Origin of the sequence: Pedobacter zeaxanthinifaciens (genome assembly GCF_003313335.1) — a bacterium.
GTDB lineage: Bacteria > Bacteroidota > Bacteroidia > Sphingobacteriales > Sphingobacteriaceae > Pedobacter > Pedobacter zeaxanthinifaciens.
On record NZ_QMHP01000003.1, the window covers coordinates 325,938 to 343,799 of the forward strand.

Here is a 17,862-nt window from a genome sequence, read left to right on the forward strand (position 1 = left end):
ATTAGTTTAAGGTTAATGCGTTTGGACTCAATTTATATTTAATGGTTCGTGTAGTACCACCAATGGCAGCTTCGTTAAAAGTGACATTCAAATCCATCACTTTGGTATTTTCATCGTAGGTACCGCTACCACTCATGCCAATAGCAATGGTACCTCCCGCTGATTTGCGTAAAATCACATCTTGCTGTTTAACCTTAACGATACCTGTTTTAGCACCCTCAAAATCTGGGAAAAATTGCAGCACCTGATCTGCGTTAATACCTACCGTTTTAATATTGGTAGTGCCCGTATATGTGCTGTACAAACGTACCATATCAAACATGGCTACGCCGCTATCTACTACGTAAGGATTGGTGAACCCTAAAAAACTTGGATCGGTTGTAGAAACCGTAGAAAAATGGCTGGCTATCCTAGCGCTCCAAGTCTTGGTGTCAGCATCATAGCGGTAAACATACATTTGGTAAAAGGATACTGCTTGATGAAACACCGCAATTGCAGACGATGAAGGCACAGTAACTGGCTGCGCAGGATATAAATCTTCTTTTGCTAATGGCTCGTCTTTTTTACAAGCGCTAAACAGAGCAGAGGCCACAAATAACATTAATAACTTTTTCATATCAAATCTTTTTAATATCCAGGGTTTTGAATCATATTTCTGTTAGCGTTAACTGTATTAGCTGGCAAAGGCATAATTACCCAATTACTAGTATAAGGCAAGTTTTTAATGGTGGCTGTTACATCAACCCTTGTTATATCCTTTTTCTTCCTCAACAAATCAAAAAGCAGGTTACCTTCAAAGGCCAGTTCTTTCCTTCTCTCCAATAGAATTGCGTCAATCATATCACTTTTTACGGAGATGCTTAATGTACTGGCGCTGGCATCAGCACGTTTTCTAATTAGATTTAAATCGGCGTTAGCCACCGTAAAATCAGGAACTGCCTTTTCTACGGCTGCTTCAGCACGGATCAGGTGTAGCTCTGTTAATCTCAATACTTTTATCGGCGTTGCCTGAAGACCACCAACTGTATACTTTTTGGTGAATTGATAATTGGTACCGCTGATATTTACCGTGTTGAACAAACTTGCACTGTTTCTTACATCAGTGGCGCTGTATAGCCCAAGCAAATCTGAGGTAGCGGCGTACATGCGGTAACCCGATAAATTTCCACTATCGTAATAAGAGCCCAAACCATTTCCCGAAAACGAAGCTTCGATAGCAAGCTCGAAAATAGACTCTGTAGATGGTACCCTTCCTACCCAGCTCGCTACATAATTAGCATTACTTAATAAAGTGTACTGGTTGCTTTTAATGATTTCATCGGCAAGCGCATAAGCCTCGTCCCATTTGTTCTGATAAAGGTAAACTTTTGCTAAAAGCGCCTTCGCTGAACTTTTAGTGAAGTAGTTTTGCTTATATCCGCCACTAAGCACTCCCACATTATTGCTATCGAATACGGCAATTGCTTCGTTTAAATCACGGGTAATGGCAGCATAAGTTTCGGCAACGGTAGCACGCTGAGGCAATGGATCAGAAAAAAGTTGAGGCTGCAAAACCAAAGCTATACCTAAATGAGAGCCATCGGAAGTAAAATTGATTGGCCTTGCAAATATCCTTACCAAATCAAAGTGTAACAAAGCTCTAATGCACTTGGCCTCAGCTATAATTTTTGCCTTATCGGCTGATGAACCTTGAGCAGTTGGCGTATATTTAAGGATGTTATTCACATTATTTAACTCGCTGTACAAGCCAGTATAAGTTTCGTTCATAGACGAATTTTGTGCGTCTGTAGATGCTTCATAAACATCTTCCAAACGCAAATTGGTAGTTTTGCTGAATTTGATGTTACCTGCTAAAATTTCAGGGTAAACCATTAAATTTTTCTGGTAATGAAACTCTTCCAGCATGTTTTTGTAGGAGCCTGCCAACGCAGTTTTAGCACCCTGAACATCTTTAAACAAATCTTCAATGGATAATTTGTCTGTAGGTTCTTTAACTAATATCTTCTCACAAGAAGAAAAAATCATTAAAGCCGCCACTAGTAATATGTAATATCTTTTCATGATTCAATTTTTAAAATCCAAGTCTAACACCAAACGTAAATGCCGAGCTCTCCGGATAAACGAAACGTTTTTCTGCAACACCATTTCTACCTTTTGTTCCGGCATCTTTATAGAGATATAGCAAGTTGGTAGCGTTGGCAATGATGTTGACATTATTTAAATGCAGCTTTGATGACAGCTCCTTTGGCAACTTGTAAGCAAGCGATACATTGGAAAGCTTTAAATAACTGGCATCATACAAATACCTCGACGAGTTGGCCACTATAGTTCGGTTAATGAGCAATCGAGGGATATCGGTGATATCACCTGGCCTTTGCCATCTATCTAATAGGTTAACGCTTTGATTTCTGTTCTGTAAGTTTCTCCCATCAGCTTCGTCAATGTAATTTACCATAATGGAAGCCCCATAACTGTAAAGAATATTGAAGGAAAGATTGAAGTCGTAAATGGTGATGTTATTGATAAAACCTCCCTGAAAATCAGGCAATCTATCAGCCAAAACCAACGTAGATGAGATAGGTAAAGCATTTATTTCCGAGGCAGTTCTTAACACGCCATTGTTGTCATAAAATTGCTCTACACCATCTTGCGGATTTACACCAGCCCAACGGTAGCCATAAATAGCACTAGTACTGTTGCCCACTTTTAGTCCTGCGGCGTCAGTTGCAGAAGAGTACAATGAAGCATAGCCGTTGTTAAAAGAAATCAGCTTATTTTTATTGGTACCTAGGTTAAATGAGGTATTCCAAGCGAAGTTCTTCTTATCAATAATCGGGGCATTGATACTTAACTCGAAACCCTGATTACGCATTTTCCCTGTATTTGCTGATATGGTTGTAAAGCCGGTTTCCTGAGGCACCGCTACAGAAGAAATTAAATCCTCGATGGTATTATTGTAATACTCCGCTGTAACCTGTACTTTTTTGAATAAGGTTAAATCCAAGCCAAAATTGAGTTTGAAATTCTTTTCCCACCCTAAATCTGGATTTGGTGCCGATGAGTTATCAGGCAATGAAATAATGTTTCCGTTATAGGTAGAACCCAATGCGGTTCCAAAACTATATAAACCACGGGCTGCATAGCTCCCAATTCGCGAGTTACCGGTTGAACCAAACGTAGTTCGTAACTTCACCAAGCTGAAAACGTTATTGTTTTTGAGGAAGTCTTCGTTGCTAAGTAACCAAGCTAAACCAACTGAACCATTAAATGCAACTTGTTTATCGCCTCCAAAAATGGACGACTTATCTAGCCGGGCGTTGAAGTTAGCAAAGTATTTCTTCTTAAAATCGTATCCCAACTGGCTATAATAAGACAAAGTAGCATCAGAATATCTAGATGATGCAGAACCTTGTATAGAGGCCATGTTAAGCACCCTGTAACGGTCGAAACTAAACCCTGTCCCTGAACCTCTCAATAAATCGGTGGTTTTATTTTCTATTTGATGACCGATTAAGAAGTTAACTGTATGTTTTTCAGCAAAAGTTTTGTCGTAGGTAGCTTGGATAAAACCTATGTAGCTTAAATAGTTCCTATCGTAAATTTGCAATCTGCCGTTGGCGTTTCTTCCTGTAGCATTTTGGGCCGAAAAATACTGGGTTTGCTTGTTCTGATAATTATCGCCTCCCAAAGTAGCCGATATGGCAATGTCTTTTGTAATTTGATATGAACCATTAATATTTCCCAAAAGCTGTATACCCTTGTTATTATTTTCGTTCTGGTTTAAAATTGCCAATGGATTAGGTACGCCTAAAATATCTGGGTACGAGCCATCTGGACCGTAAGGAGAAATATTCGGCGGAAGCAGTACACCACCATAAGTAGATAGCGCATTGCTTTGCGTATAGGTTGGGCTTAAGTTGAATCCAACTTTAAACTTGTCGTTCACTTTGTGATCAACCCTTAAGCGCAAATAAACTTTCTGCAAATCGTTGCCAAGCGAGGCCGCCTTCTGATCGCGGTAGCCGGTTGAAAACCTAAAGGTAGTTTTATCTGAACCTCCTGATAAATCCAAGCCTACGTTTTGATAAGTTGCATTTCTGTTGGTTAAGTCAAACCAATCTGTATTAATTGTGTTGCTTCCTGCCAACTGGGTAGCTTCGGTAACTGATCTTCCACCGTTAATGTAAGCCTCCCTAAGCAAGCTAAAATATTGAGGACCAGAAAGCCATTTGTATTGGTTAATAAAGCTGGATACGCCGGTTTCGTAATTAACATTAACCGATGTTTTACCCGCAACACCATTTTTTGTAGTGATGATGATTACACCGTTTGCAGCGTTAGCGCCATAAAGTGCAGAAGCAGTGGCATCTTTAAGCACTGCAATTGATTTGATATCTTCTGGATTAATATTAGAAAGTGGATTTAAATAGCTCTCGCCGTTAAAAACACTAGCTTCATTTCCCCTTTGTTGTTCGTAAGCAGGTATTCCATCAATTACAAATAGTGGTTGTGTTGATGTACCCCTACTGGCACCAAAACTGGGTAACGAACCTTGCCCACGGATATTTATTTTCACTGGTGTGTTTAGCTCCGTGGTAGTTTCTACCTGTACCCCTGCTACTAAACCTTCCAATAATTTATCAAAACTTTCTATTGGACGATAGGTTTGCAACTGCACACTACTTACTTGCGCAATACTTCCTACAACATCTTCTCTGCGTTTTTCTTTGGTGTATGACCCGGTTACAACAATTTCGTTCATCCCAAACACGTTAGATTGTAAGCTCACCTTCAAATAGGTTTGGCTGCCAAGCACTATGGTTTTAGTTTGCATTCCGATATAGATGAACTCTAAACTCACATCGTCCAAGTTATCGCCTACCAAACGCAAGGTAAATTCGCCATTGCTATTGGTAATGGTACCTTGCCTGGTGCCTTTTCTAAAAATATTTACCCCTGGAATAGGCTCGCCATCTTCAGTAACTACCAATCCTGTTACCATTTTAACTTGCGGAGGACCTTTTCTTTTACCTTTTCTAATGGAGATATTTTTACCAACAATATTAAAATCGAGCGAAAATTGTTCGGATAATGTTTCTAGCACATCCCTTAAACCGGCCTTTACATTTACCGTAGCCAATTGAGATAAATTCACCTCTTTTTGATCGTAGTTAAATGTAAATCCAGTTTGTTTTTCTATTTCTCTAATCACTTCCGTAAGTGGTTTCTGACGCACATTAAGGCTAACCGAAGGGTTAACTTGTTGTGCCACAGCCGAAAATGACAAAAGAAAAATTAATAGAGCGGATAAAAGATACTCTCGGTTTTTCTTCATTTTATTTAATTATGGTTATGGTTTTTTGTGTTAATTGATAATTGAGCCCTTTTGCAAAGCAGATGCTTTTAACGATATCGATGTAGTTGGCCTTTTGGAAACTTCCGGTGTAGTTCCATTGCTGCTCCCCTGATTTATTAACTAGGGTGATTCCGTAGGCATTGTAAAGTTGAGCGGCAATTTCATCGAAAGCGCTGTTATTGAAAGTAACGGTACCCTTTTGCCAAGCTAATGCAGCGCTGGTATCAAATGTTGTTTGCAGCAAGCTATTGGCCTTTGGATTAAAAACGGCCATTTGAGCAGGTTTTAGTTTCAACTTTTTATTTGAACCATCGATATTTAAAGCAACACTACCTTGCAAGAGCGATACTTTGATTGTGCTTAAATTGGGATAAGCGCACACATCAAATTTGGTACCCAATACTTTGGTGAAAAGCTTTCCTGTTTTTACAATAAACGGCTTATCTGGCTGGTGTGCCACTTCGAAAAAAGCTTCCCCGATAAGCTCTACGCTTCTGGTTTCACCTTCAAAGTTTTTTTGAAAAGTAAGTGTACTATTGCTGTTCAACGTAACTTTGGAGCCATCACTTAATACGATGATACTTTTATGGCCAAAGGTATTGCGCTTAGTGATGTAAATTGGCGTTACATTGCGCTGTTGATACGTAGTGATGGACAGCAAAGCCACCAAAACAACCACAGCAGCCGCAGCAACTATCTTTAAATAATTGAATGAACTGAAGATTTTCCTCTGAATAGGAACAGTATCGATTGTTGCAGGTCCTTTTAAAAATTCGTCGAACTTTGCAACTTCCATTTCAATTTCTGCTTCATCCAAACGAAGATATAATTGAGTAAGCAAGCGTTCGGCGGCTTTTACTTCATTTGATTTTTCAGGATGCGCAGCAAGCCAATGTTGCCAAAATGCTTCAGCATCGGCATCTTTTTTTAGGAAATAAGCCACAAAAGACTCGTCGGCGGCAAAGTCTGCGGCCTCGTAGGAATTGTATTGCATAGTTCAAGTTGGTTGTTACTACTAAGAGTTGCAACCCGTCTATTTTTACCAGAAAAAATTCAACTTTTTTTACGGAACGGTTTTAAGAAAGATAATCTCGCAAAATATTTAACGCTGCATGAACGTGATTATACACAGTACGCACCTTCAAATCAAGCATTTGCGAAATTTCTTCGTAGTTGTGGCCTTCATAAAAACGAAGCTTAAGCACTTCCTTTTGTGTTTTGGTTAACTTTGAGATCCCAATTTCCAACTGCCTTTTTTTCTCAGCGTTTTCCAAACTATCAATCAACAATGTTTCATAAGATTGCTGAATGGTTGCTTCCATTTCAAAACTATCTGGCAAAGTGAGCAAAACTGCATCGTGCTTCATTTGCTTCAACAGCTTATTCCTGAGGCATATTTTAATATAAGGCATCAGTTGGTAAACTATAGGTAAGTGCTCATGCTTTTCCCAAAATTCGCAGAAGAGTTCATGTATGGCATCCTTAGTCTTCTCCTTATCTGCAATCAGCTTAAATCCATAAACATACAATTCCTGAAAGCTATTTTGATATAAGCTTTTCATTGCAGCGCTATCGCCATTACGAATTTTATCCCAAAGGTTGACTTGCATGCCGGATGAGCAAAGATACAACTTATAAAACTATTTAGAATAATTCTAAACAAATGAGGGAATTAATTTAGTATGATAAAAATAAGGAGAGATTTGAACTTTTAATGCAGCAATTTGTTGTTTTACAGATAAATGATTTACACTTTCTTTATAAGGATTATATTTGCCCTATGCAAAAACAGAAACTTGGAAGCGCATTACTGTTGGGCCTACTACTTTTAGTAGCGTCTGTTTACAGTGCCCACGTTTTTGTTGGTAAACAAAATTCGATTGTTGACTTTGCAAACGTGAGCCAACAAGACGATACACCAGACAACGAAAATGAAGGCGCAAAAGAGGGGGCTCAATTTATTTTATTTGCAGAGAAATTACCGCATTACCTAAAGCCGCTAAATCCACTATCAATTACCTATAATAACGAAATTTTTCATTTGCTTCCCGAAGCGTATACGCAGTTGCATACACCGCCGCCCGATCTAACTTAATGATGCGGCACTAACCAAAACCAAATTTTTAATCAATTATAAATGTTCAAAAAGATGAAAAAATCACTTTTATTGAGTGCTATTGCCATGTTTGGCTTTGCACTACATACTTCGGCACAAACTGTTAAACAAACAGAAATCGCTTCTATTAACAATTCTTTAAATACTGTTTTAAAACTAACTCCCGTAAACTTTAGCTATGAAAAAGATTGGGCTACCAAACTTAAGCTAAGCACACAAAAACAACATGGATTTGCGGTAGAAGAAGTTGAAAAAGTAGCTCCAGAATTAGTGGTGAACCAACAAAAAACTTACACCGCTGGCAAAAATGCTACTAAAACAGCAACCGTACCTATGGTAGATTACGAAACTTTAATTCCGCTTTTAGTGGGTAGCATTAAAGAACAGCAGCTACAAATAGAGGCGCTAAAAAAAGAAATTAGCGCTTTAAAAAAGTCTAAATAACTAATAACAATCCCGACCGCAAATCGGGATTTTTTTACCCCCTAAAATGAAGCTTTATGCGGAAAATTGCAGTATTTTGAGAATTTATTTTTAATATTGATTATAAATCAAATCATCATGTTTAAAAAATTACTTCTCGTTTTATTCATCTGCTCCTCATTTATTGCCCAATCGCAAATTGTTAACCAGCCTAAAATACAAAGAGAATTTAGAGCTGCATGGATTGCAAGCGTAGCTAATATCAATTGGCCAAGCAAACCAGGGCTTACCACACAACAACAACAGGATGAAGCTATAGCACTATTAGACATGCTTCAAAAAAATAACTTCAATGCTGTAATTTTTCAAATTAGGCCTCAGGCTGATGCCTTTTACAAAAGTGACATTGAACCTTGGTCGTATTATTTAACAGGTGTGCAGGGGCAAGCACCAAATCCGTACTATGACCCGCTTGAATTTTGGGTAAATGCAGCTCACGAACGTGGCATGGAACTTCATGTCTGGTTAAACCCCTACCGTGCTCACCACATAGCCGGTGGCGAAGTAAGTGAGTTTTCGGTAGTTAAAAAGCATCCTGATTTGGTAGTTAAATTGAAACAGGGCTATTGGTGGTTTGACCCATCGAAAAAGGGAACGCAAGATCTAGCTTCGTCTGTTGTGAAAGATATTGTTAAACGTTATGACATTGACGGTGTGCATTTTGACGATTACTTCTATCCTTATGCAGAATACAATGGTGGCGATGATTTTCCGGATGAGGAGAGTTACGCTAATTACCAAAAGGATGGCGGCAAGCTTTCAAGGGGAGATTGGCGAAGAGAGCAAGTAAACAAGTTTGTAAAACGTGTTTATAGCGAAATTAAAAAGGAGAAAAAACATGTGAAATTTGGCATCAGTCCGTTTGGAATTTGGCGACCGGGCTACCCAGAATCAATTAAAGGAATGGACCAATATGAAAAATTGTACGCTGATGCTAAGCTATGGCTTAACAAAGGTTGGATCGATTATTTTATGCCGCAATTGTATTGGCAAATCAATAACATTCCTTTAAGCTTTCCGGTATTATTGGGATGGTGGCAAACGGAAAACACCAAAAATAGGCACTTGTGGCCAGGTTTAAATAGCGGTATTGGTGGTGGCGAAAAAAACAGCGATGAAATCATTAATCAGATCATGATTGCAAGAGGAATTGTACCTAACTCGCCGGGTGTGGCACATTGGAGCATTGGCGCTTTAACCAAACACGAAAGCTTAAGAAATGATTTACTGGCAGGGCCTTACAAAGAGGAAGCACTGATCCCGACATCTCCATGGCTGGATAAAAAAGCACCTGCAGCAGTTAGTGTAGATAAAGAGGACAGGAACACTGATCTATACATTAAATGGACAGCTAAGGACGAGAAAGACGTATTTAAGTATGTGGTTTACACGCAATACGGCGACAGGTGGACCTACCGCACCTTAAACAGTAAAAGTAGCTTTTTCCAAGTGCCTAAAGTTGCGGAGGTAAATGCCAAAACTAAGGCTACAGCACCTTTAAAAGCAATTAAAGTAACAGCGGTTGATAGAACTGGAAATGAAAGTGAGGGAGAGGTTATAGCTCTTTAATCAACCGTCTCACTATCAAACTAATTATACTAAAAACGGAGCAATCTTTTGATTTAAGTTAAAAGATTGCTCCGTTTCTTATTTAAGAATGGCTATTCATCCCACTAGTTCTTCTCCAGCCAATGTTTAAACCCTTCAAAATCCACACCTAACTCGTCCGCTTGTTTTGCCCTGCCTTCTAATGCTTTCACCGAGGCAGGTATTTCAATTTTAGCGGCTAATTCTGGCGGGAAAATATCCGGAAATTTACAGGCATGAGCAGTAGATAGGAATACCGCAGCGCCATTGTAATCTTGATCTTTTCGGTAAGCTTGTACCGCTAAATAAGCAATTGCCGTATGCGGGCAGGCAATGTAGTTGTACTTGGAGTGAATAGCTTTAATGCCTTCCAGTGTTTCTTCATCGGTAAATCTGTAGGCGCTCACTTTTTCCTTTACTAATGCTGCCTCCTGAAGAAATAAATCCATAATGCGGACCCAATTGCTAGGCGCCCCAACATCCATTGCGTTAGCGTAGGTTTGTACTGAAGGTTTAGCTTCATAAACACCTGTTTCCAAGAAACGAGGTACAGTATCATTTACATTGGTAGCAGCAATAAATTGATGCACTGGCAAGCCCATTTTATAAGCCAACAAACCTGCACCTATATTGCCAAAGTTTCCGCTAGGCACTGAAAAAACCACTTCTTTAAATCCTTTTCTCTTCAATTGAGCGTAGGCATTAAAGTAATAGAACGTTTGTGGAATTAAGCGTGAAATATTGATAGAATTGGCTGAGGTTAAACGGAATTTCTTATTCAGTTCCTCATCCGCAAAGGCCTGTTTTACCAAAGCTTGGCAATCATCGAAAGTTCCATCTATTTCAATGGCTCTGATGTTTTCTCCCAAAGTAGTAAGCTGCTGCTCCTGTATTGGACTTACCTTTCCCTTTGGATAAAGGATAGTTACCCTTGTATTTGGAACGCCTAAAAAGCCTAATGCAACTGCACCTCCGGTATCCCCAGAAGTGGCTACTAACACATCAAGCAATTGCTCGCCATCTTTCAAATAATAGCCCATAATGCGGCTCATGAAACGGGCGCCAAAATCTTTAAATGCTAAAGATGGACCGTGGAAAAGCTCCAGCACGAAAGTGTTTTCATCTAATGGGACTGCCGGTGCGTCAAAATTTGCAGCCTCAGCAACTAAAGCTCTTAAATCATCCGCAGGGATTTCATCTTTAAGCAAGGCTGATGCTACTTCATAAGCAATTTCCGTTAAGCTGTATTGCTCGATATTTTCGATAAATGAAGCAGATAATTGAGGAATTTCCTCCGGCATGTACAGGCCTTTATCCACTGGCATGCTATTAAAAACAGCATCTTTAAAAGAAACGCGTAAATCTTTATTATTGGTTGAGTAGAATTTCATTTTTTAAGGTTTAACCCCTAAATCCCCTGAAGGAGACTTAAGTTTTAGCGACTATAAATCGTAATTCGTAAATCTAAAATCTAAATTGTTTTCGGTCCTTCCGTATTTACTTCAGACACGTAAGCTTGGCTTTTGATATTGATTTGATGTAAATGCATTTGCTGCGCCTTGGTAATTTTCTTGGCACTTCCTTCATCTTTTGTTAAGGCAAAAACAGATGGACCTGAACCTGATATCCCGAATCCAACGGCGCCATTTTCCATCGCCAATTGGCGCAAAATTTCAAAATCTGGAATTAGGATAGAGCGGGTAGGCTCAACCAAAACATCTTTCATGCTTCGGCCTACCAAGTCCATATCGTTTAAAAACAAACCACTCACCAAACCTGCAACATTTCCCCATTGGGTAACGGCATCCTTCAAAGCTACCTTTGAGCGGATCATTTGACGGGCATCTTTAGTGGGAACATCTACCTCCGGGTAAACAATAGCGGCAAACATACCATCAGGTACCGGCAAAGAAATTACATCCAAAGGCTCGTAGCTGCGCACCAGTACGAAACCGCCCATCACCGCGGGAGCAACATTATCTGCATGGCCGTAACCACAGGCAATTTCTTCGCCCTTCATTGCAAAAGGAACTAGCTCTTTAGCACTCAATAAATTTCCCATCAGTTGGTTAATGGCGTACAAACCAGCCACTGTACTTGCCGAGCTTGAACCCAAGCCACTTCCGATAGGCATTTTTTTGTGCAGCTCTATTTCAACACCAACATCTTCCCTTTCGATATGCTTTAGGTAATGCTTTACAGATGCACTAACCGTATTTTTATCGCTGTTTAATGGAAGTTTGCCATCATCTCCGGTAATTTTAAGCAAACGTACGCCCGGCTCTTCCACCAACCGCATTACCACTTCGTCGCCAGGTGCATTTACCGCAAAGCCCAACACATCAAAGCCACATACTACATTGGCTACCGTTGCCGGGGCGAAAACTTTGATTTCTTTTAACTCCACTTTTTGTTTTTTAGGTTCTACAAGTGTATCTGTATTGTTTGACATTTGTTTTCTTTTAGTAGTTCTGCCGTTATTGCTAACAATTGGAAAAATCTATTCCAAACAGATTCTTCGCTATGCTAATAACGACAAGATCCATAGTTAAGGGGTAGCTACATTAATGATATCCGCAAATACACCAGCCGCTGTAACTTCTGCACCAGCACCTGGACCTTTTACCACCATTGGGCGGAATTTATACCTATCAGTTACGAAAGAGATAATGTTATCTGCACCAGAAAGGGCGTAGAAAGGATGATCTTCGCCTACCATTTGTAAACTGATTTCAACTTTTCCATTTTCCAATTTTCCAATGTAACGTAACACTTTATTTTCGCTTGCGGCAGTGTGCTTTAAGTTCTCGAAGTAAGCACTATTATTTTTAAGTTCCTGATAAAACTCCTCCACCGTTGCTGCTTTTAAACAAGCTTCAGGTAAGATATTATCAATTTTTACATCGGTAGATTCTAAAGGATAACCTGCATCACGAGCTAAAATCAGCATTTTTCGCATGAAATCCATTCCGTTTAAATCATCACGCGGATCTGGTTCGGTGTAACCTAAATCTTGAGCTTCCTTCACAATGTCGTAAAATTCTTTATCGCCTTTAAAACTATTGAAAATGAAAGAGATGGTACCGGAAAGAATTGCTTCGATTTTATCAATTCTATCACCACTCATCATCAGATTTTTTAATGTGCCAATGATTGGTAAACCGGCACCTACATTGGTTTCATAGTAGAAATCTACGCCGTGCTTTTTAGCGGTATCTTTAAATAATTTATACTGGGCAAACTCCGCCGAATTTCCTTTTTTGTTACACGCAACAATAGAAACGCTACTTTCGAACACTTGTTTATAGAAAGGAATTGGTGCCTCACTTGCTGTGTTATCTACAAAAACACTATTTGCTAAATTCAGTGCGTTCATTTTACCCACAAACTCTGATAGGTTGGCCTGCTCCCCTTTTTCCTCTAAAAAGTTCTCCCAGTGATCTAAATCAATTCCATTTACATCGAAAGCCATTTTACGGGTATTGGCAATGCCAACAACCTTAACCTGCAGGTCGTTTTTCTCGGCCAAAAATTGGCTTTGTTCTTTTATTTGCTTGAACATTGTTTTGCCAATGTTTCCAGTACCTAAACAGTAAACGTTTAAGGTACGTTTCAAATCAGTGTAAAAAGCATCATGAACGGCATTTAATGATTTTGCTAAATCATCTTTACCGATAATTACCGATATGTTGTACTCAGATGAACCCTGTGCAATAGCCCTTACATTAACCCCGTTTCTACCGAGTGCGTTAAATAACCTACCGCTCATACCAGGGGTACGCTTCATGTTTTCGCCTACAATGGCTAGCACTGCCAACTCCCCTTCTACTTCTGGATAGGCCAATTTTTCCGCAGCCAACTCCAATTCGAATTCTTTGTTAATTAACGTAACGGCTTTGGCAGCATCAGAAGGATTAACTGCAAAGGTGATGCTGTGCTCAGAAGACGATTGTGTAATTAAAATGACGTTGATTTGCTCACGCGATAACAGAGAGAACAAACGGCCGCTAAAACCAGCTTTGCCTACCATGCCGCTACCACTCAAATTGATAATGCTAATTTGATTGATTGATGAAATTCCTTTGATGGGTAATTCAGAAGGCTTGATGTTGCTACGAATAAAGGTTCCGGCAAATTCAGGCTCGAAAGTGTTTTTAATGACCAATGGAATTTTTTTAGCAAAAGCCGGCACCATGGTTGGCGGGTAAATAACCTTTGCGCCAAAATAGCTCAGTTCCATTGCTTCGATATAGCTCAGTTCATCTAATGAAAAGGCTTTTTTAACAATCCGCGGATCGGCGGTCATCATGCCGTTCACATCTGTCCAGATTTCTATTTCCGAAACATTGAGAGCAGCTCCCCAAATAGCGGCAGTATAGTCGGAACCTCCCCGCCCAAGTGTAGTGATTTGATTTGCAGCATTGCTGGCAATAAAACCAGTTACAAAAAGTACTTTGTCTTGGTGCTGTTCGTGGAACTCTTTAATTAGCGCATCAGTTAATTCAAAATCAACCCTTGCATTGCCAAAATTGCTATCGGTTTTAATAAGCTGCGAACCATCTACGTACAAAGAGTTTTCAAAGTACTGCGTGGCGATGTGTGCCACCATCACATTAGAGCATCTTTCGCCAAAACTCACAATAAAATCTTTGGTACGTAAGCTTAACTCCTTCAAGCTAGCCACTGCTTGCAGCGCATCTTCTAGCTCGTTAAAATGAATTTTGAGTTTGGTTAAAATTGGATTTTGAGCTGCTGCTGGCAGTAAAGCCTTTACCACATCAAAGTGTTTCTTCTCGATGCTCTGGATTTGCTCCTGATAACTTTCGCCTTTTTCGGCAAGTTCTGCCATTTCAAGAAGAAGGTTGGTTACTCCGCTCATTGCCGATAATACAACTACCGGGTTGGCATTTTTTCTTTCTTCTTGTACTAGCTTCAGAAGTGTTTTAATGTTTTCGGTGGTACCTACGGATGTACCGCCAAATTTGAGGACTTTCATTGTTTCGGTGATTTGTTTTATTTCCTGTTTAATGTTTAAAAAAAAAGCGTCCCGATTTGCTATCGGGACGCTTTCTGTGTTTTTTATCTTCTTTCAATTTTACACAAGGTTGCTCCCGATAGCTTGGCCGCCGGTAATAATAATTGTGGTAATAATTGAAGTGTTAAAGTTCATTGCTTAATTGTTGGTGTATGTTGTACACCACAAAGTAGGTTATAATTTTTTACAATTGCAAATGCGAAGTGAAAATATTTTAATTTTTATCAAGAAGATTTGCAAAGTTCATTTCAAAAGCGCTGCAAGGTTATGATTTTCGTAAATCGACAAGCTTATTTTTTCTATTTCGACACAGAAAGTCTAATAATTCATATTAGGCGATAAACTTTTCGAAGCACACACTATTTTCGACACCTATGTATTGCCCGTAGTTAGGGATAATTTGGTAACCATTTTTACCGTAAAGCGCTAATGCATCGGGCTGCCGTTTGCTGGTTTCTAAAACACACTTTTCATAGTTCAGTTCCTTAGTCCAGTTTTCTAGTTCCTGCAGCAGCATACTGGCAGCGCCTTTCCCTCTGTAATTTGCAAGGGTAAACATGCGCTTCACTTCCATTGCGGCATTGGAAAACTGCTTAATGGCTCCGCAAGCTATGGGTGTTTCATCATCATAAATTAAAACCACATGATTGATTTTATCAATTTTATTGAACTGGGCGTAAAATGCATCGTCATTACCATTGATTTCCGATAGTTCGGCATCCAAATGGCGTACCAGCTCAACAAAGTCTGGATGGGTAGAGGTAGTTCTTTTAATGGAAAAAGCCATAGCTGAAATTTTGTCTTCAAAGATAATTTAAATCGCCTACTTTATGCCTTGAGTAAGCATGAGCAAGTTAACATTGTAGGCAAAGCATATCAAAATCATTATCGGCTTTTACACTTCCACTATTATTTAACTTGAGCTCGGGTTAAGTACTTTTATAATTCTTTAAAAATTTCAATTAAGCGTACTTTTTTAGCTCGCCGCCGCTGGGCTCTTACTTTTTGACCGCAAAAAGTAACAAAAACTCTCGGTTGCTTATTTTTCTTTCAAAGAAACTGCTTTGGCTTATTAGTGCAAACCGAAAAATTAGAGACCGAAAATTAGCTGAACGTAGATTTGAAGCGCTATCGCTAGCAGATATCACAATTTTCTTGTCCCGAGCTCATGGTATTTACCAAAATCACCCTTTATTGCACCAACGTTGAGCCAATAGCTATTGCAAAACAAGTTTTCCTTTTTAAAGAATTGTTGGGGAAAAACTTAGGCTTTTTCTTAGTACTTTTGCGGCAACAAACCAATGTAAATCCTGATAACAACTTATTATTAAGATGAATTTGTTATGGTTAAAATGATCTCATTTACAAAATCATAATCACTTCATCGCAAAGCAAAAAATAAAAATGATGAAAAACACCGCTTTAACCGAAAAACACATCTCCCTTGGAGCTAAAATGGTTCCCTTTGCTGGTTACAACATGCCAGTACAGTACGAAGGAATTAATGCTGAGCATGCCACTGTGCGTAATGCGGTAGGTGTTTTTGACGTAAGCCACATGGGTGAATTTATCCTAAAAGGAGAAAACGCCCTTGACCTTATCCAACGTGTAACAAGCAACGACGCTTCAAAACTTTACGACGGCAAAATCCAGTATTCTTGTCTGCCAAATGAAAATGGCGGCATTATAGATGACTTATTGGTTTATCGCATTGATGAAAAAAGCTACATGCTAGTAGTAAACGCTTCCAATATTGACAAAGATTGGAACTGGATCCAAAAATTTAACGACAAAGGTGTTGAAATGCACAACATTTCAGATCAAACATCTCTTTTGGCAGTTCAAGGTCCAAAAGCAGCAGATGCCTTACAAACGTTAACCGATATGGACTTGGCTTCGATGGAGTACTATACTTTCAAAAAAGGCAAATTTGCCGGGGTTGACAACGTTTTAGTATCAGCTACAGGTTATACAGGAGCTGGTGGTTTTGAGATCTATTTTGAGAACCAATATGCCAATCAAATTTGGGATGCTATTTTCCAAGCAGGTGCCGAATTTGGCATTAAACCTATTGGCCTAGGCGCCCGCGATACTTTACGTTTAGAAATGGGCTTCTGTTTATACGGAAATGATATCGATGACACCACCTCACCTATTGAAGCAGGCTTAGGCTGGGTTACAAAATTCACTAAAGATTTCACCAATTCGGCAGCTTTACTTGCACAAAAAGAAGCTGGTGTTAGCAAGAAATTGGTAGGCTTCGAAATGATTGACAGAGGCATTCCTCGCCACGATTACCTGGTAGTAGATGCTGACGGAAACCAAATTGGCAAAGTAACTTCGGGGACACAATCGCCATCGTTACAAAAAGCAATAGGCATGGCTTACGTGGCTAAAGATTTTGCTAAAGAAGGTACAGAAATCTTTATCGACATTAGAAATAATAAAGTAAAAGCTAGGGTAGTTAAATTCCCTTTTCTTAAGAAATAAGGTTGTAGGTTTTAAGTTGTAAGTTCTAAGTTTTGGGCTTGCAACTTATAACGTATAACTTAAAACCTATAATTTAAAGATGCCTAAAATAGAAGTTTGTTTAACGCCTGCACTTTTAGATTTATATGCTATCGAAAATAGCATTGTTGTGGTAATTGATATCCTACGTGCTACATCTTCCATTACCTATGGCATTGACAATGGCGCCGAAGCAATTATTCCCGTAATGAACGTGGAGGATTGCTTGAACTATGCGGATAAAGGCTACTTGCTTGCAGCAGAACGTAACGGCGAGGTGGTAGCGGGTTATGATTTCGGTAATTCGCCGTTTTCCTACACGGCTGAGAAAGTAGCAGGTAAAACGGTGGTACTAACTACCACTAACGGTACCAAGGCCATGCACTTAGCACAAGAAAGGGCACACAAAGTGATTGTGGGTTCGTTTCTTAATTTGGCTGCTGTTTGCTCCTATCTTCAAAAAGAAAATAAAGATGTGATGCTGCTTTGCGCTGGCTGGAAAGACAACTTCAATTTAGAAGATACCTTATTTGCGGGAGCCGTTGTAGCGCAATTACAACAAAGTTTTACTTTAGGAGATGATGCTAGCGTAGCCGCTTTGGACATGTACCAATTAGCCAAAAATGATTTAAGGGGCTACTTAAAAAAATCATCGCACAGCCATCGATTAGTGAAACTTAACATTGAAGATGATGTTCAATTTTGCTTGAAGCTGGATATATGCAACACTATTCCAGTTTTGGAAGGGGAAAAACTGATTGCCTTACCACAATAATC

14 protein-coding genes are annotated in these 17,862 nt (G+C 39.3%); 5 read left to right on the plus strand and 9 right to left on the minus strand.

Features of this window, described 5'->3' with window-relative positions:
- Position 1: 1 nt before the first annotated feature.
- The 5 genes from DUT68_RS06410 to DUT68_RS06430 form a co-directional block, all read right to left on the minus strand.
- Complete coding sequence (locus tag DUT68_RS06410) at positions 2 to 616, minus strand: hypothetical protein (RefSeq protein WP_113636779.1); 615 nt, start codon at positions 614 to 616, stop codon at positions 2 to 4.
- 11 nt (positions 617 to 627) lie between these two features.
- Entirely contained in the window at positions 628 to 2,061 is a 1,434-nt protein-coding gene (locus DUT68_RS06415; RefSeq protein WP_113636780.1) for a RagB/SusD family nutrient uptake outer membrane protein, read from the minus strand.
- Between the two features lie 10 nt (positions 2,062 to 2,071).
- The gene (locus DUT68_RS06420) at positions 2,072 to 5,335 is read right to left on the minus strand and encodes a SusC/RagA family TonB-linked outer membrane protein (protein ID WP_113636782.1); all 3,264 of its coding nucleotides are present in this window, start codon (positions 5,333 to 5,335) and stop codon (positions 2,072 to 2,074) included.
- Position 5,336: 1 nt separating this feature from the next.
- Complete coding sequence (locus tag DUT68_RS06425; protein WP_113636784.1) at positions 5,337 to 6,350, minus strand: FecR family protein; 1,014 nt, start codon at positions 6,348 to 6,350, stop codon at positions 5,337 to 5,339.
- An 82-nt stretch (positions 6,351 to 6,432) separates the two neighbouring features.
- Complete coding sequence (locus tag DUT68_RS06430) at positions 6,433 to 6,966, minus strand: RNA polymerase sigma factor (RefSeq protein WP_113636786.1); 534 nt, start codon at positions 6,964 to 6,966, stop codon at positions 6,433 to 6,435.
- A gap of 170 nt (positions 6,967 to 7,136) precedes the next feature.
- On the opposite strand from DUT68_RS06430, the gene DUT68_RS06435 reads away from it, so the two are divergent.
- From DUT68_RS06435 to DUT68_RS06445, 3 genes are all read left to right on the plus strand, one after another.
- Positions 7,137 to 7,451 carry a hypothetical protein gene (locus DUT68_RS06435; protein ID WP_113636788.1) on the plus strand — a complete coding sequence of 105 codons (315 nt, stop codon included), beginning with the start codon at positions 7,137 to 7,139 and terminating at the stop codon, positions 7,449 to 7,451.
- 54 nt (positions 7,452 to 7,505) lie between these two features.
- A complete protein-coding gene (locus tag DUT68_RS06440; protein WP_157960786.1) occupies positions 7,506 to 7,916 on the plus strand; it encodes a tail fiber domain-containing protein in 411 nt (136 codons plus the stop codon).
- A gap of 117 nt (positions 7,917 to 8,033) precedes the next feature.
- Positions 8,034 to 9,524 (plus strand): glycoside hydrolase family 10 protein, encoded by a 1,491-nt coding sequence (locus tag DUT68_RS06445; protein WP_113636791.1) that lies wholly within the window; start codon positions 8,034 to 8,036, stop codon positions 9,522 to 9,524.
- A gap of 104 nt (positions 9,525 to 9,628) precedes the next feature.
- On the opposite strand, the gene thrC is transcribed toward DUT68_RS06445, so the two are convergent.
- The 4 genes from thrC to DUT68_RS06465 form a co-directional block, all read right to left on the minus strand.
- A complete protein-coding gene (gene thrC / locus DUT68_RS06450; RefSeq protein WP_113636793.1) occupies positions 9,629 to 10,933 on the minus strand; it encodes a threonine synthase in 1,305 nt (434 codons plus the stop codon).
- Positions 10,934 to 11,013: 80 nt separating this feature from the next.
- Complete coding sequence (locus tag DUT68_RS06455) at positions 11,014 to 11,994, minus strand: homoserine kinase (protein ID WP_113636794.1); 981 nt, start codon at positions 11,992 to 11,994, stop codon at positions 11,014 to 11,016.
- Positions 11,995 to 12,090: 96 nt separating this feature from the next.
- Complete coding sequence (gene thrA / locus DUT68_RS06460; protein WP_113636796.1) at positions 12,091 to 14,538, minus strand: bifunctional aspartate kinase/homoserine dehydrogenase I; 2,448 nt, start codon at positions 14,536 to 14,538, stop codon at positions 12,091 to 12,093.
- 370 nt (positions 14,539 to 14,908) lie between these two features.
- Positions 14,909 to 15,364, minus strand: coding sequence for a GNAT family N-acetyltransferase (locus DUT68_RS06465; RefSeq protein WP_113636797.1), 456 nt, complete (start codon positions 15,362 to 15,364; stop codon positions 14,909 to 14,911).
- Positions 15,365 to 15,984: 620 nt separating this feature from the next.
- On the opposite strand from DUT68_RS06465, the gene gcvT reads away from it, so the two are divergent.
- A complete protein-coding gene (gcvT, locus tag DUT68_RS06470) occupies positions 15,985 to 17,067 on the plus strand; it encodes a glycine cleavage system aminomethyltransferase GcvT (protein ID WP_113636799.1) in 1,083 nt (360 codons plus the stop codon).
- Between the two features lie 79 nt (positions 17,068 to 17,146).
- On the plus strand, positions 17,147 to 17,860 hold the full coding sequence (locus DUT68_RS06475; protein ID WP_113636801.1) for a 2-phosphosulfolactate phosphatase: 714 nt from the start codon (positions 17,147 to 17,149) through the stop codon (positions 17,858 to 17,860).
- Positions 17,861 to 17,862 lie beyond the last annotated feature (2 nt).